The following is a 24,103-nucleotide window of genomic DNA, read 5'->3' as shown; positions in this document are numbered from 1 at the left end:
AAGTACCGAATAACGAGCGGAAGTAATGACAGTCATTGGGCGGAATTGTTGAGAATTGGCTTGAAATAAGTTGATTTATGCAAACGAATCAACTTTATGCACGTTTGGCATCGGGATCGGCATTGGATGCTAAGAGATCTTGAAAATGACACGAATAGATACCCCGGTAGGCCAATAAGTGAGGTTAGAATGCAAGCAGGTCGCTTTAATTCACCCTCATACCACCCTACTTTTTTGTGTCCATTTCACGATTTTTTCGGAAATCCGCGCTGGGACACCGTTCTTCTCATTTGGTCATTGTGGTTTTTCACGATGAAGGAATGGTGTTTCAAGCCTATCGATTGCTACATTGTCACGGCATTTCACCAGAAAATTTGGCGATCGTCGGTCAAGGCTACAGTAGCCCTGATCGAGTTGGATTGATTAATCCTTGGCAAATTGTGATCCGTAAGGCTGTAATAACCGCGATCGCAGCCGGAGGAGTTGGAGTGTTGTTGGGCTTAGCGATCGCCCTATTCAAAGGACTACAGCAGGAATTGCCCTTGATTTTGCCAGCGTTTGGGTTGCTCAGTGGCATTTGTGGCGGTGTGATTGGGGCGATCTTCGGCATGGTAGGGGAAGGGTCAACCGCCAGTGTCTACCGCCATCATCTCCGTCAAGGACGCTACCTCCTGATGATGGAAGGTTCGGAAAAACTCGTTCGCTGGGGGCAGGAAGTGTTGAGCTACTATTCAGCCCTCAGCCCTCATTGATTGCTTAACGCAACTAGCCAATCCCTAACTTTTGGCGAATCACGACCTCTTTATCTCGGAGTCCCACCACTACTGCGGCTCCATTCTTCACAAACAGTGGACGTTTTAGCAGCATGACATCCTTGGCAAATGCGTCAACCCATTGATCCTCTGTCCAACTGTCTTTTTCAGCACCTAGCGATCGGTAGGATTGCCCCGATGTATTCCGCATCGGTTTAGATCCCAACACCTCTACCCACGCTTGAATCATCATTTGATTGGGCGGCTGTTCCTTCGTATCAATAAATTCGTATTCCACACCGTTATTCTTCAGCCACGCAAACGCTTTTTTGCAAGTGCCACAGTTAGGAATTCCATAAACTTGAATAGACATAATCAGTTTCTAATTTCCTTTATTGATATAGGCTCCATCCATCAACTGGGGGATGCAATCACTCACGTTCAAATCGCTGGCAAGAGCAACATCATTGACAAACCCTCTAGCGATTAGCTCTTTGCCTGAACTGCACTGTTTTATCCTCGTTTTGATGTAGTCTTTGGCTTGGTGAAATAGCGCGATCGCTGCTTCTGCCTCGGGTGAACAGGAACCCTTTAATTGACTGAGAATAGCACCTGCACCCACCCAATCTTCCCACGCAGGGCGCAGACTGCCATCTTGCCATCGTTCACCCGCGGGAATCACGGCAATTTTGCAGCCAAACCGTTGGGCAGCTTGGGCGATCGCCCCATAGTTTCGCAAGCAGCCTGCCAAAGTTGGCGTTTTTTGGGTGCTTAATGACAGCGTAGCGCCATTGGAAGAGGGCAACACAAGCCGAGTTCCCGCAGAAATCTGCCTCAGTGAGGCAGGAGATAGGGAGTACGGGGAAGTGCGATCCCCACAGGGCGTCTTGCAGAACGCTTCGCTAACGTTGGACGAATCGCGTCCCCCCGCCAACACAGCTTTCATTGCCTTAGCATAGGCCGCTGCCGATTGGTCGCGCCAGCGATAGGGAAACACCGTCGCGCCATTGTGAGTGGCAATTTCTACACAAGTAGAAAACGAAAGCACATCCACAATCACGACAACATCGCTGCTTGCAAACAGTTGTGCAACGCCCTGTTCACCCCACTCGCAGCGCAGATCAAACTCAGATTGGTTGTAAATTATTTGCTGTTCCATTGCTGTTTCATTCGCTCAATGCGATCGAGCAAGCTTTCATTGGACATGCGGGAAGTGAGCCGTTCAACGAGTAGTGGAAAGGCAAACGGAGACGGGCGGTTTGTATTTTGCCACGAGATCGCCAGTTGACTCAGGCGATTGAGGGTTTTGGCTAATCGATGGGCTTCCAACTGATCAGATAACACTTCATTCTCCGCTTGTTTCAATAGCAAATTATCCGGCTCATATTTGGTAAAAACTTCATAGAGCAGCGATGAACTGACTTGCAGTTGGCTAGAGGTTTTTTTGGAAGAGGGATATCCTTTAAACACTAGACCTGCGACTTGAGCAATGCCGCGAAACTTGCGCCCAGTTAATTCTGAGAGATTTAGCCCCGCTTTAATGTCTTCATACAAGGAATTTAGACTGAAGAATTCTTGAGAAAACAAAGTCTGGAACGGGTAATCTTTGGGAGCCAAAATCTCAAAGCCATAATCATTCACCGAAATGGTAAAGGTTGCCGGGTGTTGATGGGCAAAGCGATACCCCCACAAAAAGCCCAATCCTTCATGGACAAACCGCCCTTCAAACGGAAACACGTAGAGATGCTGTCCTTCGCGAGTTTTGCAACATTCAATCAATAGCTCATTGGAGGAAGGGAGATAGGAAATGCGCTCTTGAGCGGAGAGAATAGGTTGTAAGCAATTTAGCTCGACATTGGCTGTGGAGTTTGTACGACTTTGCTCGATTTCTCGCCGCAAGTGATGGCTCAGGGAATCAGAAATCGCCAGATTTCCACCACCCCACGTCGGCGTAATGGTAGATTTCTTCTTCGCCGATTTGACATATACCACCATGTCTTTGATCTGAAAGAATTCCAGTTGCTTTCCCGCAAAGAAAAAGGCATCGCCGGGTTGCAGTTTTGAGACAAAACTTTCTTCCACGTTGCCAATTTTACTTTGATTTAAATATCGAACTTCGATCGCCTGATTAGATGTAATCGTGCCAATTCCCATCCGATGCATTCGTGCAATTTGAGCATCAGCAATTTTGTAAATTCCGTCTGTTGAAACGACCTTTTTGTAGCGTGGATAGGCGCTTAACGATTTGCCGCCCTGCTCTACAAATTCTAGAATCCAGTCGAATTCTGCTTGCGTCAGTGTGGCATAAGACACTGTTTTTTTAACTGCGTTAAAAACCTCCTCTGGCTTAAACCCTTCTCCACAGGCTAAAGTCACCAGATGCTGAATCAGCACGTCGTAGGGTTTAGCCAGCGGACAGCGAGACTCAATTGCGCCAGCCGCTAAGCCACTGCGAAAAGCAGAAATCTCTAGCAGTTCCAGGGCATTGGTGGGCAAAAAGAAAATTTCGGAGGTGCCTTGAGGAACATGCTGCGATCGCCCTGCTCGCTGCAACAACCGCGCTAGTTTTTTGGCACTGCCAATCTGCACCACCCGCTCCACAGGCTGAAAATCTACCCCCAAATCCAGAGAAGACGTGCAGATAACCCATTTAATCGTTCCGGCTTTGACCCCAGCCTCGATCACTTCCCGCTCTTTCACATTAATGGAACTGTGATGTAAGGCAATTTGATCCGCGTGATCCGGCATGGCAAATAAAATCGCCTGATACCACCGCTCTGCCTGCGATCGTGTGTTGGTGAAAATCAGCGTCGATCGCTGAATATCTAGGGCATTCACTAACGCCTCAAACAGATGTAAGCCCAAATGCCCCGCCCAAGGAAAGGTATCGACTGACTCTGGCAAGATACTTTTGATCACCGTGGGACGCTGCAAATCTGTTCGGATAATCACAGGCTCGGCATTCACTCCCACCGCCACCTGTGCCGCTTCTTCCACATTGCCCAAAGTTGCCGAAATTGCCCAAGTTTGCAAGGTTGGGCGCACACTCCGCAGGTAGGAAAGACATAGCTCAGTCTGCGTGCCCCGCTTGGAACTGAGCAATTCATGCCACTCATCCAAAATAATGCCGCCTAGGGATTTGAAAAACTCTTTTGCCCCCGCGTAGGACAGCATCAACGCTAAGGATTCGGGCGTAGTAATCAAAATTTCGGGCAAGTTTTTGAGCTGACGAGTCTTTTTTGCAGAACTGGTGTCGCCAGTGCGAGATTCTACCCGCAAGTTCCAGCCCATCTCGGCGATCGGTCGCTGGATTGATTGCTCAATATCTCGCGATAAGGCTCGTAGCGGGGTCAGGTAGAGCAATCGCAGCCCTGGTTCTGGTTTTGCCAGCATGTCGGCGATCGCTCCCATGATTGCCGCATAGGTTTTGCCAGAGCCAGTGGGCACTTGGATCAATCCGCTACGCCCCGCCAAATAGGACTGCCAGGTTTCTTGCTGAAATGCCAAAGGCTCCCAACGCTGTTTGGCAAACCAGGTGAAAATAGGCTCTAGTCGTTTATCAGCAGCAGTTTTTGCTTTTCTTGAAGCCATGCGGTGTTTTAGAAATCCTTGAATGCAAAAACCGGGTAGCTCAACACTACCCGGCACTTCGGCAAGTATTCAGTTTGAATCCCACGCTTAAGTTACAAAACTACACGCCAACGGCTTTCTTTGCCTTTGCAATCAGTTCACCTTTCGCGTATTTAGCGGCATAGATTTCAACGCCAACCTGTTTGATCTTGCTGGCGTTGCCTGCTGCCCAAAATTCACGATAGCGATCAGCGCACACTTTTTGCATGTACTTGATGGATGGCTTCAGGAAATGACGGGGGTCAAATTCCTTAGGATCTGCAAATAGTGCTTCACGCACCGCAGCCGTGATTGCCAAGCGATTATCGGTGTCAATGTTCACCTTACGCACACCGCTCTTGATGCCCTTTTGAATTTCTTCCACAGGCACACCATAGGTTTCAGGAATTGCACCACCGTGTTGGTTAATCAGCGCCAACAAATCTTCGGGAACGGAAGAAGAGCCATGCATCACCAAGTGAGTATTGGGCAGGCGGTTATGAATTTCTTCAATCCGGCTGATTGCCAAAATTTCGCCAGTTGGTTTGCGGGTGAACTTGTAAGCGCCGTGGCTGGTGCCGATCGCCACTGCTAGAGCATCGACTTGGCTACGCTCAACGAAATCTACTGCTTCATCCGGATCAGTCAATAGTTGGGAGTGATCCAATTCACCTTCAAATCCATGACCATCTTCTGCTTCGCCTTTGCCAGTTTCCAAGGACCCCAGGCAGCCCAATTCACCTTCCACTGAAGCACCGATCGCGTGAGCCACTTTCACCACTTCGCTAGTAACTGCAACGTTATATTCGTAGCTAGCAGGAGTTTTCGCATCGGCTTCCAAAGAGCCATCCATCATGACGCTGGTAAAGCCGTTTTTAATGGCGGAGTAGCACGTTGCAGGCTCGTTGCCGTGATCTTGGTGCATCACGATGGGAATATGAGGGTAGGTTTCCACCGCAGCCAAAATCAGGTGACGAAGGAAGTTTTCGCCAGCGTACTTCCGAGCACCGCGAGAGGCTTGCAAAATCACAGGGCTGTCGGTTTCGTCAGCAGCCTGCATAATTGCCTGGATCTGCTCCATGTTGTTAACGTTAAAGGCAGGAATGCCATAGCCATTCTCAGCCGCGTGATCCAGCAATAGCCGCATTGGTACGAGCGCCATAGAAAGTCCTCCTGGTTAGTTGTGGTCAGCTTCTTAGAAAAGCTCAAACATTACGATAATCTTAAGACACTTTCTGCCTCATCGAAAGACTCATCTATTGCATCTCACACAATGATTAAGCAAAAGCAGCGATTCATTCAGACTTGTACACCTGAGTGAATTTCTGACATCCAACTGCGTCAGTCTTTTTTTGGTAAATATGCCCATAGCACTGAAGCCACCCTTGCTTCCATAAAGCTAGAGTATCAATAATCTTTCTAAGACTCTGGAATACTTATGAAGGCTATTGTTGCGGGTTGTTGGCTGGTTGGGATGACTGCGATCGCTCCTCTCCTACAATTTCCCGTTCAGGCACAAATTATTCCCGATGCCACGCTGCCCGTCAACTCTAGCGTCATTCCCGGTTGCACCACTTGCATCATCAACGGCGGCACAGAACGGGGAGTCAACCTGTTTCACAGCTTTCGAGAATTTTCTATTCCCACTGGTGGCGGTGCCTGGTTCAACAACGCACCGCAGATTCAAAACATTCTGACGCGGGTAACGGGCACCTCCACCTCCAATATTGACGGACTGATTCGGGCAAATGGTACAGCCAACCTGTTTCTGCTCAACCCCAACGGCATTGTGTCTGGGCAAAATGCGCGCTTGCAGATTGGCGGGTCGTTTTTTGCCAGCACTGCCAACAGTTTCCAGTTTGCCGACGGCAGCGAGTTCAGCGCTACTAATCCTCAAGCACCGCCGTTGCTCACGGTTAACCTAGCACTAGGGCTGCAATCCGGCAGCATTACATCCGGCACGATTATCAATCGGGGTAACCTTACCGCTGGACAAGACCTGATTCTGGAAGCGAACCAACTGGATTTGCAAGGGCAACTGGTAGCTGGCAGAGATTTAACCCTGAAGGCGCAGGATACTGTACAAATTCGAGATACGATCACCACTCCGTTTGTTGCAGTAGCAGGTAGAGGTTTGCTCGTGCAAGGCAATCAAAGCGTTGATATTTTCGCCTTGAATCATCCTGCTAGCGAATTGGTATCCGGTGGCAATATGACGCTACGCAGTGAAAAGCCCGTAGGAGGAGATGCGCACTACTGGAGCGGCGGTAATTTTCAAATCCAACAACTAAATGGTGAACTGGGCACTTTAGTCAGTCCTGATGATCCCATCATTCGCTCTCAGGGAGATGTGACGTTTCAAGACTATCAAGGCTCATCCTTACATATTCTGGCTGGGGGACGGGTCACAGCAGGTGCGGTTGTCATCATCGGCAATGATGCGATCGCAGATACGATTAACCCAACGGCAACCCCAACCCTGGCAACAGTGCCATTATCCAGCGGGGAGCAGATTACGATTAACGGGAATGCCCGCCCGACGCTGGATATTCGAGCCGGGATGAATCCAGCCGAAATTGGAACCCCCTTAGGAACAAGTGGCTATACTCTCTCCGCATCTGAAGTCTTTGGCACCTATTCTTTACCCTTTATTTTTCCTTCTACGCCTCCAGACAATGACCTAACGGTCACGGGTTCAGATATTACGATTGACTTCATTTCGATCGCTCAACCCAACGGGCAGGTGTTATTGACGAATCAATTCCGCCCCAATTTGGCTCTTCCCGATGGAAATATAGCGTTTCCGGCTCCTGTGAGGTACAAACTAAAGGCTCAAACCCTTGCTCTCTATTATTCTGCCCGTACCTCATCCGACAGAAAACCGCTATATTACAGTCAATAGCACTAGTGCTTTGGGAGTTTCAGGGATTTTATCGGCTAGTCCTGTTGGTAGAGGTGGAGATATTGCACTGGATGCACGGGGTAGCATTCGCCTTAACGGTAGTGTAGATGCCTCTTCGTTAAGCGGGAATGGGGGCAATGTCACGCTGTTAGCCGGAGGAGATATTACGCCTGCCGCTAATATCTCTATTACTTCTAATGGCTTGTTCGGTGGCAATATAAAGTTGAGCGGTGGTGGCGCGATCGCGTTATCCGGTAACACGATCGCCTCGGTCAGCAATAGCCCAATCCCAGGGATTGGAGGAGCTATCAACGTCGCCGCGCAATCTCTCTCACTCACCAAAAACGCTCGAATCACTGCTCAGACCAATCAACAGGCACAAGGCGGCGATATCACTGTGGTCGCGCCCCAAATCAATGTGCAGAGCAGTGGTCAACTGTTTACGCTCACAACCGGACAGGAGCAAGCCGGCAATCTGACGATTACTAGTGAGGTGATTGAACTCAGCGGGACGAACCCAGCAGGCACTGTTGCTAGTGGCTTCGGAGCCAGTTCTTCGGGGGCAGGTAATGGGGGACTGCTAACGGTCAATACGCGGCAACTGATTGTCGGCAATGGCGCTCAAATTGGCGCTGGAGCCTTTGGGGGTGGCAATGGTGGCACCGTTGATATCACTGCAACAGAATTGCTTCAAGTAACAGGGCGGGGCGTAGCACAACCCAGTGCGGTGTTTACAGCAAATAATAAAAATTCCACTGGGAGTGCTGGTAATTTACGCATCAATACCGGGCAACTACTGGTGCAAAATGGGGCAGAGATTTCGGCCAGCACCAATAACGCGGGTGCTGGCGGACAACTGAGCATTGTCGCTAATCAAGTTGTGGTTGACAATGGCGGGAAGATTGAGGCTTCAACCTTCGGCTCTGGTAAGGGGGGCAATATTAACATTAATGCCACAGAATCCATTCAAGTGTCGGGGAGATCGCCTTTAAGAAGCAGCCGGATTACGACCCAAACAATCGGTTCCACGGGAGATGCCGGAAGTACCACCTTACGCACGAAGCGGCTGACGGTTCAAGGCGGTGCCCAAGTTGATGCCGCCACATTTGGAGCAGGACAGGGCGGCAATTTATCGGTAACGGCGGATCAGGTTGAAGCAATTGGCACTACTCCCGATGGACAGATTGGCAGTGGTTTATTTGTTGAAACATCTGGATCGGGCCGAGGTGGATTATTGACCCTCAATGCTAACCAGCTAACGGTGCGAGACGGTGCCCAACTCGGCGGAGGCACCTTTAGCAGTGGCAAAGGGGGAGATGTTGTGATCAATGCCGATGCTATTCAACTAATAGGTGAGGGTATGCAGGCACCGAGTGGAGTTTTCTCTGGAGCGAGTTCTGATTCAACCGGGAACGCTGGTAATATTCAGATTAAAACTCGTCAATTAACCATTCAAAATCGTGCCAATCTTAATAGCGAAACGAATGGCAAAGGAAACGCCGGGAATATTACAGTCTCAGCTCGTGGTGGTTCGATCCTTGTGGCTGATCAAGGAATCATATCAGCCAAAACCTCGTCTGATACGGGGCGGGGTGGCAATATCACCCTCGACGCTTCTTCTCTTCAGGTTACAAATGGAGCCGCGATCAGTGCAACGACCAGTGCCGCTGGTGCGGGTGGCACTATCATTGTCAACGCCGATACGCTGGAAGCAACAAACAGTGGACGATTAACCACAACGACATCGGGGATCGGTCAGGCGGGTGATATCACGTTAAATGTGAAAGACCGACTTTTGCTAACGGGCAAGGGAACTGGGCTATTTGCTAGCACCACGCCCGATTCTATCGGCAACGGCGGCAACATTACCATTGATCCTGGGCTTGTGCAGATTGAAGACGGAGCGGCGATCGCCGTGGATAGCCGAGGGGCTGGGACTGGTGGGAACATTTCAGTTCAAGCGGGTCGGTTATTCTTGAATCAGCAAGGTTCCATCACCGCCGAAACTGCCAGCGCTCAGGGCGGCAACATCACTCTGGATGTGAATGATCTGATTCTCCTACGCCGCAATAGCTTGATTTCAGCCACGGCAGGCAATGCTCAAGCGGGAGGTGATGGCGGCAACATTACCATTCGGACACCCTTCATCATCGGCGTGTTGGGTGAAAACAGTGATATTACGGCGAATGCGTTCACCGGACGCGGTGGCAATATCACCATTACGACGAATGCGATCTTCGGTTTACAATTTCAACCCAAGCTCACGCCCTTCAGCGATATTACGGCAAGTTCCCAGTTTGGTGTCAGCGGCACGGTTGCCATCAACACGCTCAATATTGATCCAAACCGAGGATTAGCAACGCTGCCAATCAAACTATCAGATCCATCTAAACAAATTGGGCAGCAATGTTCACGTCTCACCAGAGCTAACAAATTTGTGGTTTTAGGCAATGGTGGCGTGCCTCTTGGACCCGAGGATTCTCTTGGAGCCAGTGAAGCGTTGGTAGAGTTAGTGGAGTTGGGGCAAAGGGCGGAGTTTAGGAGTGTGGAAGTACAGGAAAACTCGCCGATGCCAAGTACTCAGCCACCGATTGTGGAGGCTCAAGGGTGGGCGATCGCTTCTACTGGCGAAGTATCCTTACTTACTCAAGGAATTGTCAGTATTCCTCATGATGGTTGGCAGGTGCCGCTGCACTGTTGGGAGACGGGGAATAGGGAATAGGAGCAGAACTATATTTCATCCGAATGAAAGAGATGGCACTAATTTAGCAAGTAATCAGCAGAGAATAGAGTTTACAGTCTCAATTAGTGGTGACCCAATAAAAATGAATCATTCTAGTAACCCACCGTTGGATGCGCCCATTGCAGAAAAGCGTCCTCACAGTCTGTCGATTCATAATGATGAACGGGTGGATGACTACTACTGGCTGCGCGATCGCGACGATTCAAAGGTGCTTGCTTACTTAGAAGCCGAAAATGCCTATACAGCAGCGATGATGATGCATACCGAAGCACTGCAATCGGCTTTGTATGATGAAATGCTGGCTCGGATTCAGGAAACCGATTTATCAGTCCCTTATCGCAAGGGCGACTTTTACTATTACTCCCGTACCGAAGCGGGAAAAGCGTATCCCATTTATTGCCGTAAGCAGGGCAGCCTGGATGCAACCGAAGAGGTGTTGCTGGATCAAAACGAATTAGCCGCAGAACACGAATTTTTCACCTTAGGGGCACTGGCAGTTAGCCCGAATCATCAAATCCTGGCATATTCCACGGATACGACAGGATCGGAACGCCATACCCTTTACTTTTTGAATTTAACCACTCGTCAGCTTTACTCAGAAGCCATTCCTGAAACGTATTACGGGGTTGTTTGGGGAAACGATAACCAGACTGTGTTTTATACGCAACTGGATGCTGCGAATCGCCCATTTAAGTTATTTCGCCATCAGTTAGGTAGCGCGATCGCAACTGACGAGTTGATCTATCACGAGCCAGATGATTCGTACTTTTTGAGTGTGGGCAAAACCCGCAGCGAAGCCTATATTTTGCTGGAACTGGGCAGCAAGGTGACCTCAGAGGTGCATTTCCTGGATGCCAATCAGCCGACGGGTAACTTTCAGGTGATTCAGCCGCGATCGCCCGGTATCGAATATACCGTAGAGCATCACAGCAGCGTTTTTTACATCACGACCAATGAAGACGCGCTGAACTTCAAACTGATGAAGACTCCCGTGGTATCTCCCGCTAAACAGCATTGGGAGCCAGTGATTCCCCATCGTGAAGAGGTTTTGCTAGAAGGAGTCAGCGCTTTTACCAACCATTTGGTGATCTATGAGCGCGAAGCGGGATTACCCACCGTTCGAATTCGCCAATTGGCGACGGGTGAAGAACATGCCATTGCGTTTCCTGATGCCACTTACAGCGTGGGCGAAGATGCCAATCCAGAGTTCAACACCACAATTTTACGGTACAGCTATACCTCCATGGTGACTCCACGATCGGTGTTTGATTATCACCTGGATACCCGCGAACAGGAGCTAAAAAAGGAAACGCCTGTGTTGGGTGGATACGATAGACAAAACTATGCTAGTGATCGCCTGCTAGCCACAGCAACCGATGGCACGAAGGTGCCGATTTCGATTGTTTATAAAAAAGGAATTGAGCGCAATGGCAAAAATCCCCTGCTGCTGACGGGCTATGGTTCCTATGGCTATAGCTATGATCCAGGGTTTTCATCCAGTCGGTTATCCTTGCTCGATCGTGGGGCAGTGGTGGCGATCGCGCATATTCGCGGTGGTTCAGAAATCGGACGACGCTGGTATGAGGATGGCAAGTTTCTTAAAAAAACCAATACGTTCACCGACTTTATCGCCTGTGCCGAACATCTGATTGAGCAAGGTTGGACCTCTGCCAATCATTTAGCTATTTCTGGTGGCAGTGCGGGTGGGCTATTAATGGGAGCCGTGATCAATCTTCGTCCTGACCTATTTCATGCCGTGGTCGCCGATGTGCCCTTTGTGGATGTCGTCACCACCATTTTGGATGACTCCCTACCACTGTCAATTTTAGAACGAGAAGAATGGGGCGACCCCAACGACAAGCCCTATTATGATTACATCAAGGCTTACTCGCCCTATGACAACGTGGAGTCCAAAGCCTATCCCAATTTGTTAATCACTGGCGGACTCAATGATTCGCGTGTGTCGTACTGGGAGCCTGCTAAATGGACGGCTAAGCTGCGTGCCCTCAAAACGGATACCAATACCCTGCTGCTGAAAACCAATATGGGTGCAGGGCACGGCGGTGCATCGGGGCGCTACGAAAGCCTGAAGGAAGGCGCGTTTGAATATGCCTTTTTGCTAGACCAATGGAATCTAGCAGAGAGTTAAATGGGACGCCTGGGATTCGAACCCAGGACCAGTCGGTTAAAAGCCGAATGCTCTACCACTGAGCTAGCGTCCCTTATTGCTTTTGGCAACGTTTTATAAACTAACACAAAACTAAGTGTGATTGAAAGAATTCTATGGAAATCCTTTGACTTTGGCGATCGCTAGGTCAAAGACTTTAGAGAAGCGATACGGGCTTTGCCCAGATAAATCAACGCACTGCTGGCTCAAATTCCTAGAAACAGACACGATTATGCTGAGATTTATCCAAGGCTTGATTAACCGCAATCGCAAAACTCGTAATGATCAGGGCAGCCAGATGGCTAATCAGAGTCGGTTGCCTCGGCTAAAGCAGCCGCAAGCGTGGATACCTGTTGCTCTCTTTGTTCTAATCGCGCTCTTTCTAATTCTGTTTAAGGTCGAGTATCAGGCTTCCCCGTGGAAAGTAGATGCGCGAGACTGGACAGGGTTTGGAGAGAGCAAAGATGAAAACGCCTTAGAGGTGACAGAAGTTGGGAAAGAAAACACAAGCAGCAAAATAACGACTAAGACAACCACCACAACCAAAAGGCTGCAATCCGCAAAAACGCTTTGGGATTGGATGGCGTTATTGCTGGCACCTGCCACATTAGCAGGGTTGGGTTTTCTGTTTCAGTTCTCACAAGAAAAAGCAAAACGGGATAAAGAGGAAGCTGATAAAGCGCGAGATGCCGATCAACAACGAGAACAAGCGCTGCAAACTTACTTTGACCAGTTGGCAGAACTGCTAGTCGATAAACAGTTAAAAAAGTCGTTACCCGCTAAACACGCGACTGTCATTATGGATATGCCGAATGCGGCAAGGACGGACGCAAATATTACAACCGCAGCAGTAACAGCAAAACTAGAACTGTCGATTGATACAGCGGCAGCATTAGATGTGGTGAGAGCCAGAACATTAGCCCTGCTTAGAATGTTTGATCAAGACATTCCCCGTAAAGCTAGTGTTCTATCATTTCTTGCCGATACCGATCTGTTAAACCACTTGGACTTAGATCTGATTAGCATCAGGTTAAAAGGTGCCAATCTTAAGAAAGTCAACTTCTCTGCCTGTAAACTTCAGAGTGCCAATCTCCATAATGCCTGCCTTAGCGATGCTAACCTCTTGACTGCCAACCTTAGTGGTGCCGATCTCAGCAGTGCTAACCTCAGCGGTGCCGACTGTAGGAGTGCCAATCTTTGGACTGCCAACCTCAGCGGTGCTAACCTTTTCAATGCCAAGCTCGGGGGTGCTGACCTAGTTGATGCTAATCTCACGAATGCTAATCTTGTCGTTGCCAGTCTCAGCGGTGCCAGTCTCAACGGTGCCAACCTTAGCGGTGCTGACCTCAGCGGTGCCTATTTGTGGAATGCTAATCTCACAGGTGATGACCTCACTCAAGCTAAAAAAGCTGCTGTGGCTTGCATTCAATCCGCAAAGAACTGGCAACAAGCCCAATACAGTTCAGGAATACGGGAACTGCTAGGGTTGCCTCAAGACCCAGCGAAGACCCAAAACACAGCGATTTAACCTTGTCTATCATTCGTCTTCTAGCGAGGTGTCAAGAGCGTTCAACTGTTCTGGGGTGAGCGATCGTACTGACTTGTCAGTTCGCAGTTTTTCGAGAAGTTGCGATCGTTTCTGACGTTCTACCTCAAGCTGCTATTGCACTTGTTCTGTCCATTGCACTGCATCAGTTTCGGGCAAGGTCATAAGTAGACTGAATTAGCTCAATTGAACGACTGGCTGATTGTCTACTAAGGTGCGAAGCGCCAGCAAATCTTCGACGGTGATGCGGAGAAAGCGCTGGTTATCGATGCGGAACTGGACTTTGATGCGATCGCTGCCTGGATTTCCTGGCGGGTCGAGTTGAGCAATGCTACGGGCACTATCGCGATCATTCAACGGTTGCACCTGGGCTTGATTGCTATCAATGCGGCGAGTCACCAGGCGATCGCCATCAAAATACACCTCAGTTTGATCGGTGTCTGCCCCTAGTTCTCCTAAGACTAGCTCAATGCTAGGCTGGCTATTGACCGAAGCCCCTAAGACAATTTCCACCGGATTTTCCATGGGATAGGCTTGCCCCGCTTTGATTAGCGGATGCCAACTATGGCAATTATTGCGCCGATCCCAGAAGCGAATGCCGTAGCTGTGGTAAAGAAAATCTTTTATTTCTACGCCTTGACTCAGTTGCAGCGCCCCTTGAGCGATCGCCTCGAACGGCTTTTCACACCGAATCTTATTGGCATCAAAATACCGTTGCACCCAAGTTTGCACTGCCGGAATTTGTGCCGTGCCTCCTACTAGCAACACAGCATCAATATCCTTTGCCTCCAGACCTTGCCGCCGCGCTTGCTGCAATACCTGGCTCATGCAATCATTTAGGCGATCGAAAAATTGATGCTGCGCCAAAATTTCTTCAAACTGGGTCCGGGTCAGTTGCAAATCATAGGTGTCAAAAGTTTCATCGTTAAAATAAACCTCTTGCGCTTGAGGTTGCAGGGAAAGTTGAATTTTTAAGCGCTCTGTTAGTCGAGTGACTAATGGGCTAATGGCTACCCCTTGGGATTCTACAAAGTAATCGACTAACCAGTTGTCAATGTCGGAACCGCCTAAATTCTGTCCCGCTTTTGCCAACACTCTCGCAATTTTGGGTCGCTGCCCCGATTGCTCGGCAAACGATTTTTGTCCCCATTTCAAGATAAACCCGAGAGGCTTCGTACTGTTTTGAGCGCAGTCTAATTGCACGAGCGACAAATCGAGGGTTCCGCCGCCAAAATCAACCACTAATAAGGTTTCGCGATCGCCCAATCCATAGCCCAGTGCTGCTGCTGTTGGTTCATCTAGCATCCGCACCTGATCAAGCTGCAACATCTCGCAGACTTGCCCCAACCACAAGCGATAGGATTCAAAGCTGTCTACTGGCACTGTAAACACAACTGACTCCACCACTTCAGGATCGCTGGCTTTGAGTTGCTGAATCACATCTACCAAAAACCATTGCCCTAGCTGCTCAAATCGAATCGCTTGCCCATCCAATTCTGGCAAAAATCCCTGAATCGGCGACCCAATCCCGCGCTTGAAATTGCGAAAAAAGCGCTGATCGCTGGCAAGATCTAAGGCGCGATCACGGACTGCTTGCCCAACTATCACTTTACTTCGGCTTGCATCCTCTACATAGACCAAACTGGGGATCAATGATGGATTTTGCGCCGTTTTCCAAGAAACTCCAGGCAATGTAATAGTTTCAGGCTGCTGAGTGGCCCGGTTCCATCGAGCAATCACCGTATTGCTGGTACCAAAATCGATCGCAATTCCCATGCAGCGTTCTAATTAGATACTTCCGCCATCTCAACAATATTACCGTCATAATCTTTAATCAAAAAGTTCAGCGGTTTCTCATGCCGAATTTTATATTTCAAGCTGCGCATTTGGACTCGCAGTAACACTTGCTCCAAGCAATCCCGATCAAATGACACATGGCGCTGACGATTTTTATCGCCTAAGCTTGCCCCAGAAACAATATGCAGTTGGGTATTTTTTTTCAGCTGGTACCACAATCCATCTGCTAAACCTGTCGTTCCCACCGCAGAGCGTCCCAGACCCGGCGAAGCATAGATTGGATCAATCATGGCTGTTCCTAGGGATTGCTCATAGTTGTAGTAATAGTGCAACGGCACATCTGCCGCAGGCAACTCCAGCATCCCTTCGTATAATCGACGAGCGAGTTCCAGATCCGATACCATTACCGTGTGAACCTTAGGAGCACTCGTTAAAAACATCCACATTGCGCCCGCATAGGCTGCAAGCAGACCTACCATGATGCCTTGCGTAGACAACAACGCATCTACACCAGGCAAGACGCTGATCAAAAAACTATAGGGAACAAAAAATAAGCCGCTAGTAACAAAAGTCATAGGTTGATTAAAACAATCCCAACTTAATTCTATCAATTTGGGTACAAGCATGACGATCCCAGACTACAACAGCGATCGCGTTTGTGTAAGCGTTTTTGGGAAAGCGCTCTTACCATAATCCAATATAGTCTTCAGGATTGAAGAGTAGTAGATCGGGTAACCAAACCTTGTTCCGTCAAGCAAGTAGAGCACTCATTGGATGGAGCAAAAATATAGCAGTAAAAAAACCCCGCTGAATGGCGGGGTTTCTTATTAAGAGTTCTGCATTCAGAATTCTCTAAACAGCAGATGTGAAGGAAATCAAACTAGCTTAGAACGTGAAGGTTGTTCTCACCGTTCCAATCAACGTGTCTGTGTCGACCTTGTTCTGACCGGGGTTGATCACCCAAATCACGCCGGGCGTAATAGAAATATTATCGGTCAATCGAACTCGATAGAATCCTTCAACGTGAATGGGAACCTCACCAATGCCACCTGCATAGGGAGGAGTACCAGCCAACACGCCTAGCAAGTTACCTGGTTTGCCAAAGTCAGGGAAAGAAAGACCCAATGCGTAGCTCCAAACATCACGTCTGCCAATGCCATCTCCCAACGCATCAATTCTAAAGAAAGAACCCCAGCCATTGATGGCAATCTTCTCATTTAGCTTGAAGACTGCTGAAATACCGCCACCATTCACAACACTGCCAGCTTCCTTACCCAAGGCACCATTCGTATCCTGGAAGTTAGCAAAGCTAGTACCATTTGCCGCTGCTCCACCGCCGCCATCAAACACATCCCGCTTGCGGAATGCATTAACATAGGCTAAACCAACCGAGAGTTTATCGTTGGGGGTGAAGTTAATTTGAGCTAAGGCACTGTAGCTACCGTTAAACAAGCCGCCTTCACTAGCAGGATTATTAGCTCCCAATGTGAATGTGGAGGCTGCGCGGCTTGGCAAATAGCTACCGTTATCTGCTAAGTAGCCAAGGCTGAGAGACAACGCTTTACCAGCACCAAAGGTTGCACCAATACCGGAACCGCCGCCGATGTCATAGATGGGGTTGCGAGAAGCAAAATAGGAAAGACCACCGTTACCGCCATCAAAATCTTCAAAATAGCCTGCATGAGTTGGCATGTAGTCATAGTGAAGACCGGCATAAGCAGGGATATAAACCTGAATGTTTTCACCAACTGGGAAGTAGTAAGCAACCCAGTCAGCGAAGACACGGTTACCGCCCGTGCTACCAAAGTTAAACTGCTGGAATCCTTCTAGAATAGAGCCTGTAGCGTTGCCAGCACGGTCAAACGTTCTGAAAGGGTCGGCGTTGCCTGCCGCCAAACGGACAATGAGCTTGTCCTGTCCACTGAAGCTGGAGGTCAATGTCAAACGAACCCTATCTTGGAAGACGGTTTCGTTTCTGCCAGGTTGAGCAAATTCATCTGTGACTGCGAAAATAACTTCGCCGGACAGCTTGGTAGTAGTCGAAAACTGTTGTTTCTCTAAGGTTGCGGTGCGAACCTCTAAAGATTCAACGCGACCACGCAGAGCAGCAAGCTCAGTTGCAAACTCTTCTTGCAGCCTTTTAACGACTTCCAAATCTTCTTTTTTAACGAAGTCTGCTGTAGCAGCAGCAATCAACTCTTGAATCTTGTCTAGGCAAGAGTTCAAACCGGCGGCAAACTCGTAACGAGTCATGGCACGGTTGCCACGATAAGTTTTGTCGGGATAACCCACAATGCAGCCGTAACGCTCAACGAGGGACTGCAATGCTTGAAATGCCCAATCGGTAGGTCGAACATCAGTCAATTGGGAAACTGAAGTTACCTGACCCAATTGATTTGCTCGACCTTCACGCACGTAGCGGTTGATCTGATTGAGGGAAGCCGCGTCAGAAGTGGTGCCGTCAGTTGCAGCAGGCAGAGCTTGAGCAACTGTTGCGGTAGGCAAAGCTTGGGCGACAGAAGCGGGCAAAGTTTGAGCAACTGTCTGTTCAGTTGAACTAGCTAAGATCGTTTCATCAGAGGAAATATTCGTTTCAGCAGCGACACTGGGCGAGACAACTGCCATGAAGGCACCCAAGAGCGCTGGAAAAACTAACAAGGTTCTCAGCAAATTTTTTGACATTTTTTCTCCTCACATCGACATAGGGTGGCTAATGACTTGACCTATGACTACTTAGATTAGCAGACAAAACTTTAATCTGCACTTGGCAAAAGCTTAATCTGCACTTGGGTTAATCAGCCTACTTTAAGATTAGGCTTTGATTTTCCGAGTTTTTGCAACTTAGAATACATTTTATTGGAAGTATTGAGATTGAAATTTTTCTTCAGCAAACGGGCAGCGAATTTGACTTAGGCTTGTGTGCCTAGCTGATGTCCTAAGACAGAGAATACACGCCGATGCTCAAACAGTAGAACTAACTCGGTATTGAGTTTATTATGTTTGGCTTCTTGTTTCAAAATTTGAATAGACGATGAGATGGCTAGGCTGCGCTTATAAGGACGATCGCCCGCTGTCAGTGCATCATAAATGTCAGCGATCGCCATGATTTGAGATTGAATCGGAATCTCGTCTTCATTCAAACCTCTGGGATAGCCTGATCCATCCAATTTTTCATGATGTCCATACGCAATTAAGGGGACTCCTTGCAGATCTTTAGTCCACGGGATGCGCTTGAGGAATTCGTAGGTATGTGTGACATGCGATTGAATTGCCTCTCGCTCTGTTTCGGTGAGGTTACCCCGACGCACCAAGAGTTGTTCCATTTCCTCTGGCGTGACGAGTGGCTTTTCCAAACCATCCAGATCACGGTAGGTAAACCGAGCTAGCTCCTTTAATTGCAACAGCGGTTCTTCTGACAAAATGCGGGGTTCGTTCGCTTCTAAAAGGATGTCCCAGTAGTACTTTAGCTGAGCGATCGCGTCAGCCGATTGAGCATTCAACTGCTCCAGCTCTTGACAATGCAAACAACTAGAATCTGACGGATTAGAATGCCGAAGCAGATGACTAGGGTGTTCAACTAAATGGCGATATTTGGCTTGGGCACACTCCATTTCGAGGGTTCGTTGAGCCAGCGCAAACCGATGTTTGACAACTTCTAGCTGCAAGGGATAAAGCTTCTTCGCTTTGACCAAAACAGCTTCTGGCACGCCCACTTTGCCAAAATCGTGAAGTAAGGCAGCATATCGAACTTCTTGAATTTGGTGACGGTTGAAAGCAATGGGTGCCAATAGCCCAGATGATACAGCGCTCACCTCTTCGCTAAGGCGCACAGTTAAATCGGCAACCCTTTCAGAGTGCCCCGATGTGCAAGGATCGCGAGCTTCAATCACTTGAACAGAGGCTTTGACAAAACCTTCAAATAAATTTTCAATGCTTTGATGCAACTGATTGCGCTCAAGCGAGATAGCCGCTTGACTCGCCAAGGATTTCAAAACGCGCTCTTCCCATTTTGAGTAAGGTTGAGTCACAGTTAGCGCATTTTCGGGGGTGACTATCGCATCAGAAGACGTTTTGCGATTAATCAGTTGCAAGACTCCGATGGTATCGCCACGCTGGTTTTGCATCGGTAAAATCAACACCGATCGCGTCCGATAGTGAATACTTTGATCAAAACTACGATCAAGTTGATACGGCGCATCGGGTGGAGTTTCGTAAGCATCAGGCAGGTTCAGGGTGTTTCCAGTTATAGCAACATAGCCAGCCAAGCTCTTTTGAGTCATTGGCATGGTGAATTCTCGAAAGGTAGTAGGGCTGGAAAAGTTTTGAGCGACCTTAAACAGAAGGCTTGGAACATCAACCGAATGATCGATCAGGTAGACGCTGCCTGCATCACTGCAAGTAATTTCCCGGCATTTCGTCAAGATTAAGTTGAGTACTTCTCCCAAATCGTTCGTTCTGGAGAGCGCTGTTCCGATCTCAAGAAGTTGCTCAATCAACTCGGCGCGATCGGTTGCCACTTGAAAGACATTTTGACTGTCTGACATACTCAACCCCAAGCTGGCGAGTGGTAATTTCCCTAACATGCTGTGATAAATGGACAAAATATAGGATTAGATCATAAAAAATTTAGGAGGCATCTATAGAGCAATCATCTAGGCTGGTTAAAGCACCGCCTCTCTACAGCATTAACAGGCGACAGTATTAACAAGTAACTCAGTTTTTATTGTTTGTTCTATCCCAAGCATATCCGAGCAGTTCGGCATCCGGATCTCTCGGCGGAGTCAAAGCGATGTAGATATGAACAAGATTCGCTGGTATGGATGGTTCGGCTGTGGCGATCGCGTTCAAGCTAGTTACAAAACAGGATAAAACCATGACTATCCAGCAATCAACAATCGTGTGGGCATTCCTATCAGGGCTATTTCTGCTGTGGCTTCCCTGTGATGCCCGTGCGCTCAACCCAGAAGCTGGCTTAAAACCTACTATTCATCGCCCCAACCAGCAAGTTGAATCATCTGCTGTCGTTTTGCAAGATCTAGCGCAAGCAGAAGTGGTGTATTTGGCGGAAACCCACGATCGCCCAGAAGATCATCAAGCACAGCTTTATATTCTTCAAGAATTGCATCGGTTGCGCCCCAATCTGGCGATCGCCCTAGAAATGTTTCAGCGTCCTTACCAACCTGCGATTGATCGCTACTTAGCAGGAAATCTATCAGAAGCAGAGCTACAAAGCCAAACCCAATATCAACAACGATGGGGCTATCCCTGGGAATTTTACGCCCCCATTTTGCGATTTGCTAAAGAGCGGAAACTACCCGTTGTAGCACTGAACACACCCACGGAAATCACTCGAAAAGTGGCGCGCACTGGGCTAGATAGCTTAACCCTGGCAGAGCAACAGTGGATTCCACCGAAATCTGCCATTCGCTTGGAACCCGAAGCCTATCGCCAGCGCGTCCGCCAGATTTATGACGAGATTCATTCAGGAACAAGCCGCAGCGCCAATTTTGAGAAATTTTTCTTGGCGCAAGTGCTGTGGGATGAAACGATGGCAGATCGAATCGCTTTTACTCTGCAAAAACGCCCAGATAGTCTGATAGTAGTATTGGTAGGGCAAGGGCATGTGCTGTATGGAGACGGCATTCCCAATCGAGTAGCCCGCCGCACTGGAACCGAAGGCTTTTTGCGTCGCCCCGTGCAGCAACGATCAGTACTATTAAATCCACCTCAAGACATGCAGAAACAGGAAAATCCCGCGGCTGATTATTTTTGGAACTCCCATGCGGGCGATAGGAGTTAGCACCACCTACGCGGTTACGCCAGTGTTTTTCCTAACCTTAGCCCGTTCTTAAAACTCATATCGTTATTACAGTCACTATGAATTTGCCAACCTGGGTTACTGTCTCTCGCCTATTGGCTGTGCCACCGATTTTGTATGGACTTGCTCAATCTGGTGCCGCTCCCCGCTGGATTGTGTTGGTTCTTTTTTTGCTAAGCGCAGGAACCGATTGGCTCGATGGCTATCTGGCACGCAAACTGAACCAGGTAACAGAACTTGGGAAATTTCTTGATCCTTTAGTAGACAAGCTTTTGGTATTAGCGCCGCTGCTAGCTTTGGTAGAACTGGGGCAAGTTCCTGCTTGGGGGGTGTTTTTGATTTTGGCGCGAGAATTGACGATCGCAGGATGGCGCGTCACGCCTGCATTACAGGGAAGTACAGAAATTTTGGGTGCCAACTTTTGGGGCAAGCTGAAAACCGTCAGTCAAGTTGGCGCGATCGCTCTGCTAATTGCGCCGCTTCCCGCAGATTGGCAGGTTTGGGGACAGGTTGCCTTTTGGTTTTCGGTGGCCCTCACGTTGGTCTCTGGGCTGATTTATCTAGTGCCCTCAAAAGCGCGCCCAGATTACCCATCGGCAAGCTCATAAAAAAACCACAGTATTGCCTTTAGATGGGAATACTAGCCATAGGAAATGAGAATACCGCCGTGAACAACCCAGAGTGACTATGGATGATTGGCTGCCGGATGCCCACCCCACCGCTCAAACACCGAAACAAGATATCGTTTTATGTGAAGTTCTAGCCAAAACGGTACTGAAGTTTCGCGGACTGACAGCTCGCACCTTGGTGGAGGAACTGACGACCGTTCCGACGGTTTCAGCGATCGCAGCGACTGCAATGCACACGCTGGTCAAGCAGATCAGCATTCTGCGATCGCCCCAGGGCGGCTGGAACAAAACGAGTGAACCGACTCCCGAAACCTTAAACCCCTATCTAAGCGACGAAGTTCACGAAGTTTTGGAGAGCTTAGGGCAATCAACCCATTTAAGCCCTTTTTTAGCCCCTAGCTCCCAACCTTTTCTAACCCTTCTCGAAAGCTTGATCTCACCCCTTCTGTGGTCAGTTGCCCGCAATTCCTATCCCATCATGCAACTCATTGAAGGGGTTCGAGTGTGCGTTGGGCAACCGGAACAGTGGGTGCCAGGAATATTACGGCTAGCCGTGATATTGAATATCACCACTCCACAAGTTCAATGCGAGTGTGATCTGGTGACTCTCCGCACTCCAAGCCCAAGGATGGATCGAACCCTTCAGGTTCAAGCTGAACTGGATGATTTTCTGAGTGTTACGTCGAATGCAGATTCATCAAGCGGGTGGATAGACCATCAATTAACCGCGATCGCCGATCTCCTACAAACTATTCCTGCCCTCAAAGACCTACAGCAAGGACTTGCCGCGGATATACTCTTGCCTGGATGGGATTGGCAAGTTGGAAAGATTCAACTCAAGCTAGATTTCGAGTTTCTGCCCCAATCGCTTCAAGAATCCGGGTTGAATCAGCGGGAATACCTGAACTTGGTTGAAGCAGAATTGGTAGAAGAAATCGATTCTAAAACCTGCGTGAATCACTCTGATTGGGCCCATCCTCTTACCCAAATATCTGTGACGGCAATACCCGATCCGTCATTTATAGCAGCAGCCATCGTGCGGTTAGCCACAAATCACGAGGACTACGCCCAGTTTGCGCTTCAGCAAGCTTTCACTCAACCGCTTCATAGGATTCAACATGCTGAGCAAATTTCGCCAGAAAAACGGGCGATCGCGGTCATAAACGAAGCCTATCGCCTCTCAAACCTCACCTACAGTTCCGTTGGAAATAGCTTTTGTCTACTGCAACCAGAACTATTGATGGATGAATTGATTCCTAAACTTTTATGGCACATCACTCGTAGTGCTTACAGCACAGCCAATTGGATTGGAGGACTGACCTATCAATTGCTTCAGCCAAAATCAGATTGGGTTTTGGGAACATTGCGACTATTGGCGGTTTTGGAAGTTGCCGCGGGTGATACGCCTTGGTTTATTGATCTTGGAAGCGGTCGGTTTGTGACACGTGACAGCTGGCAGCCCCCTCTAGGCGCGATCTCCAAGTCATCAACTCAAGCACCCATTTTGCTCCAAACACTAGCGGATCAACTGATTCAAAATCTGCAATCAACCGCCCCTGAAATAGGGCAAATGATGGATGGAATGGCAGTTGAATGGCTAACTACAGAACAAGACTGGCAACCAGGGTATTTGCAACTTCATCTTGGCTTAGAATTTATTCCACAGAGTTTTTACAATCAAGCTAGCTAGAAAGTGGGTCAGTTTTTGGCAAGGTTTGCGGAATTTGGCAAAAGGTAGTGTTTCTACCACTGAAGCACTCATAGGTACATCAAACCCGCAACTCTATTAGCGGGTTTTTTTGTTGGCTATTTTTGTTGGCGTTGTTAATAAAATGGTTAAGGTCGAACGCTGAGAAACACGCTAGCCTGAAAGCATTGTGCTTTTAGACGGAAGAGTAATGAAAACGCTGCCAATTTTATTGATTGCACTGATCGTTGCTATGTGGATTGGCGCGATCGCAATTCTTTCTGTCCAAAACTTCACTTCAGTTCCTCTAAACTTATTGACCTTTCGGTCAATTGAGATTCCACTGGGTCTAGTTTTGGCCTTTAGTGTTGGGATTGGCGTAGTTGGCATGGCGATCGTTCAACTGTTGCTAACTTCTTCCCAAAGCCCCAGCAAAGACGATTAATTGAGTCA

17 protein-coding genes and 1 tRNA gene are annotated in these 24,103 nt (G+C 48.6%); 9 read left to right on the top strand and 9 right to left on the bottom strand.

Features of this window, described 5'->3' with window-relative positions; genetic code table 11:
* Nucleotides 1–236: 236 nt before the first annotated feature.
* The gene (locus JOY44_RS02800) at nucleotides 237–752 is read left to right on the top strand and encodes a hypothetical protein (RefSeq protein ID WP_171572220.1); all 516 of its coding nucleotides are present in this window, start codon (nucleotides 237–239) and stop codon (nucleotides 750–752) included.
* A gap of 13 nt (nucleotides 753–765) precedes the next feature.
* Here JOY44_RS02800 and JOY44_RS02795 read toward each other — a convergent pair whose 3' ends face one another.
* The 4 genes from JOY44_RS02795 to fba all read right to left on the bottom strand — a co-directional run bounded on the left by JOY44_RS02795 (nucleotide 766) and on the right by fba (nucleotide 5,523).
* On the bottom strand, nucleotides 766–1,125 hold the full coding sequence (locus tag JOY44_RS02795) for a Spx/MgsR family RNA polymerase-binding regulatory protein (protein WP_171572219.1): 360 nt from the start codon (nucleotides 1,123–1,125) through the stop codon (nucleotides 766–768).
* Nucleotides 1,126–1,134: 9 nt separating this feature from the next.
* Entirely contained in the window at nucleotides 1,135–1,911 is a 777-nt protein-coding gene (locus JOY44_RS02790) for a 2-phosphosulfolactate phosphatase (RefSeq protein WP_197984910.1), read from the bottom strand.
* A complete protein-coding gene (locus JOY44_RS02785; protein ID WP_171573660.1) occupies nucleotides 1,896–4,343 on the bottom strand; it encodes a ligase-associated DNA damage response DEXH box helicase in 2,448 nt (815 codons plus the stop codon). The genes JOY44_RS02790 and JOY44_RS02785 overlap by 16 nt, the downstream gene beginning before the upstream one ends.
* A 100-nt stretch (nucleotides 4,344–4,443) precedes the next feature.
* A complete protein-coding gene (gene fba / locus JOY44_RS02780) occupies nucleotides 4,444–5,523 on the bottom strand; it encodes a class II fructose-bisphosphate aldolase (protein ID WP_171572218.1) in 1,080 nt (359 codons plus the stop codon).
* A gap of 276 nt (nucleotides 5,524–5,799) precedes the next feature.
* On the opposite strand from fba, the gene JOY44_RS32130 reads away from it, so the two are divergent.
* The 3 genes from JOY44_RS32130 to JOY44_RS02765 all read left to right on the top strand — a co-directional run bounded on the left by JOY44_RS32130 (nucleotide 5,800) and on the right by JOY44_RS02765 (nucleotide 12,155).
* Nucleotides 5,800–7,263 carry a filamentous hemagglutinin N-terminal domain-containing protein gene (locus tag JOY44_RS32130; RefSeq protein ID WP_171572217.1) on the top strand — a complete coding sequence of 488 codons (1,464 nt, stop codon included), beginning with the start codon at nucleotides 5,800–5,802 and terminating at the stop codon, nucleotides 7,261–7,263.
* Nucleotides 7,202–9,985: a beta strand repeat-containing protein gene (locus JOY44_RS02770; RefSeq protein WP_171572216.1), complete on the top strand. Its 2,784-nt coding sequence runs from the start codon at nucleotides 7,202–7,204 to the stop codon at nucleotides 9,983–9,985. Before JOY44_RS32130 ends, JOY44_RS02770 begins: the two co-directional genes overlap by 62 nt.
* 103 nt (nucleotides 9,986–10,088) lie before the next feature.
* Nucleotides 10,089–12,155, top strand: coding sequence for a S9 family peptidase (locus tag JOY44_RS02765; RefSeq protein WP_171572215.1), 2,067 nt, complete (start codon nucleotides 10,089–10,091; stop codon nucleotides 12,153–12,155).
* A 1-nt stretch (nucleotide 12,156) separates the two neighbouring features.
* Here the strand turns inward: JOY44_RS02765 and JOY44_RS02760 are convergent.
* A tRNA-Lys gene (locus tag JOY44_RS02760) sits at nucleotides 12,157–12,228 on the bottom strand.
* Between the two features lie 48 nt (nucleotides 12,229–12,276).
* On the opposite strand from JOY44_RS02760, the gene JOY44_RS02755 reads away from it, so the two are divergent.
* On the top strand, nucleotides 12,277–13,701 hold the full coding sequence (locus JOY44_RS02755; RefSeq protein ID WP_197984908.1) for a pentapeptide repeat-containing protein: 1,425 nt from the start codon (nucleotides 12,277–12,279) through the stop codon (nucleotides 13,699–13,701).
* Nucleotides 13,702–13,896: 195 nt separating this feature from the next.
* On the opposite strand, the gene JOY44_RS02750 is transcribed toward JOY44_RS02755, so the two are convergent.
* The 4 genes from JOY44_RS02750 to JOY44_RS02735 all read right to left on the bottom strand — a co-directional run bounded on the left by JOY44_RS02750 (nucleotide 13,897) and on the right by JOY44_RS02735 (nucleotide 20,060).
* Complete coding sequence (locus tag JOY44_RS02750) at nucleotides 13,897–15,495, bottom strand: Hsp70 family protein (protein ID WP_171572214.1); 1,599 nt, start codon at nucleotides 15,493–15,495, stop codon at nucleotides 13,897–13,899.
* Nucleotides 15,496–15,503: 8 nt separating this feature from the next.
* Complete coding sequence (locus JOY44_RS02745) at nucleotides 15,504–16,091, bottom strand: glyoxalase-like domain protein (protein ID WP_171572213.1); 588 nt, start codon at nucleotides 16,089–16,091, stop codon at nucleotides 15,504–15,506.
* A 310-nt stretch (nucleotides 16,092–16,401) separates the two neighbouring features.
* Nucleotides 16,402–18,198, bottom strand: a complete 1,797-nt coding sequence (locus tag JOY44_RS02740; protein ID WP_171572212.1) for an iron uptake porin — start codon at nucleotides 18,196–18,198, stop codon at nucleotides 16,402–16,404.
* Between the two features lie 227 nt (nucleotides 18,199–18,425).
* Nucleotides 18,426–20,060, bottom strand: coding sequence for an HD domain-containing phosphohydrolase (locus tag JOY44_RS02735; protein ID WP_171572211.1), 1,635 nt, complete (start codon nucleotides 20,058–20,060; stop codon nucleotides 18,426–18,428).
* 272 nt (nucleotides 20,061–20,332) lie between these two features.
* On the opposite strand from JOY44_RS02735, the gene JOY44_RS02730 reads away from it, so the two are divergent.
* The 4 genes from JOY44_RS02730 to JOY44_RS02715 all read left to right on the top strand — a co-directional run bounded on the left by JOY44_RS02730 (nucleotide 20,333) and on the right by JOY44_RS02715 (nucleotide 24,095).
* A complete protein-coding gene (locus JOY44_RS02730) occupies nucleotides 20,333–21,316 on the top strand; it encodes a ChaN family lipoprotein (protein WP_197984907.1) in 984 nt (327 codons plus the stop codon).
* Between the two features lie 77 nt (nucleotides 21,317–21,393).
* Nucleotides 21,394–21,942, top strand: a complete 549-nt coding sequence (gene pgsA / locus JOY44_RS02725) for a CDP-diacylglycerol--glycerol-3-phosphate 3-phosphatidyltransferase (RefSeq protein ID WP_171572210.1) — start codon at nucleotides 21,394–21,396, stop codon at nucleotides 21,940–21,942.
* Nucleotides 21,943–22,021: 79 nt separating this feature from the next.
* A complete protein-coding gene (locus tag JOY44_RS02720; protein WP_171572209.1) occupies nucleotides 22,022–23,653 on the top strand; it encodes a hypothetical protein in 1,632 nt (543 codons plus the stop codon).
* A gap of 208 nt (nucleotides 23,654–23,861) precedes the next feature.
* Nucleotides 23,862–24,095 carry a lipopolysaccharide assembly protein LapA domain-containing protein gene (locus JOY44_RS02715; RefSeq protein ID WP_171572208.1) on the top strand — a complete coding sequence of 78 codons (234 nt, stop codon included), beginning with the start codon at nucleotides 23,862–23,864 and terminating at the stop codon, nucleotides 24,093–24,095.
* Nucleotides 24,096–24,103: the final 8 nt, after the last annotated feature.

This window comes from Leptolyngbya sp. Cla-17, from assembly GCF_016807185.1.
Classification (GTDB): domain Bacteria; phylum Cyanobacteriota; class Cyanobacteriia; order Leptolyngbyales; family Leptolyngbyaceae; genus ULC077BIN1.
The sequence above is the reverse complement of the archived record's forward strand: the minus strand, read 5'-3'. Positions and strand labels throughout refer to the sequence as shown.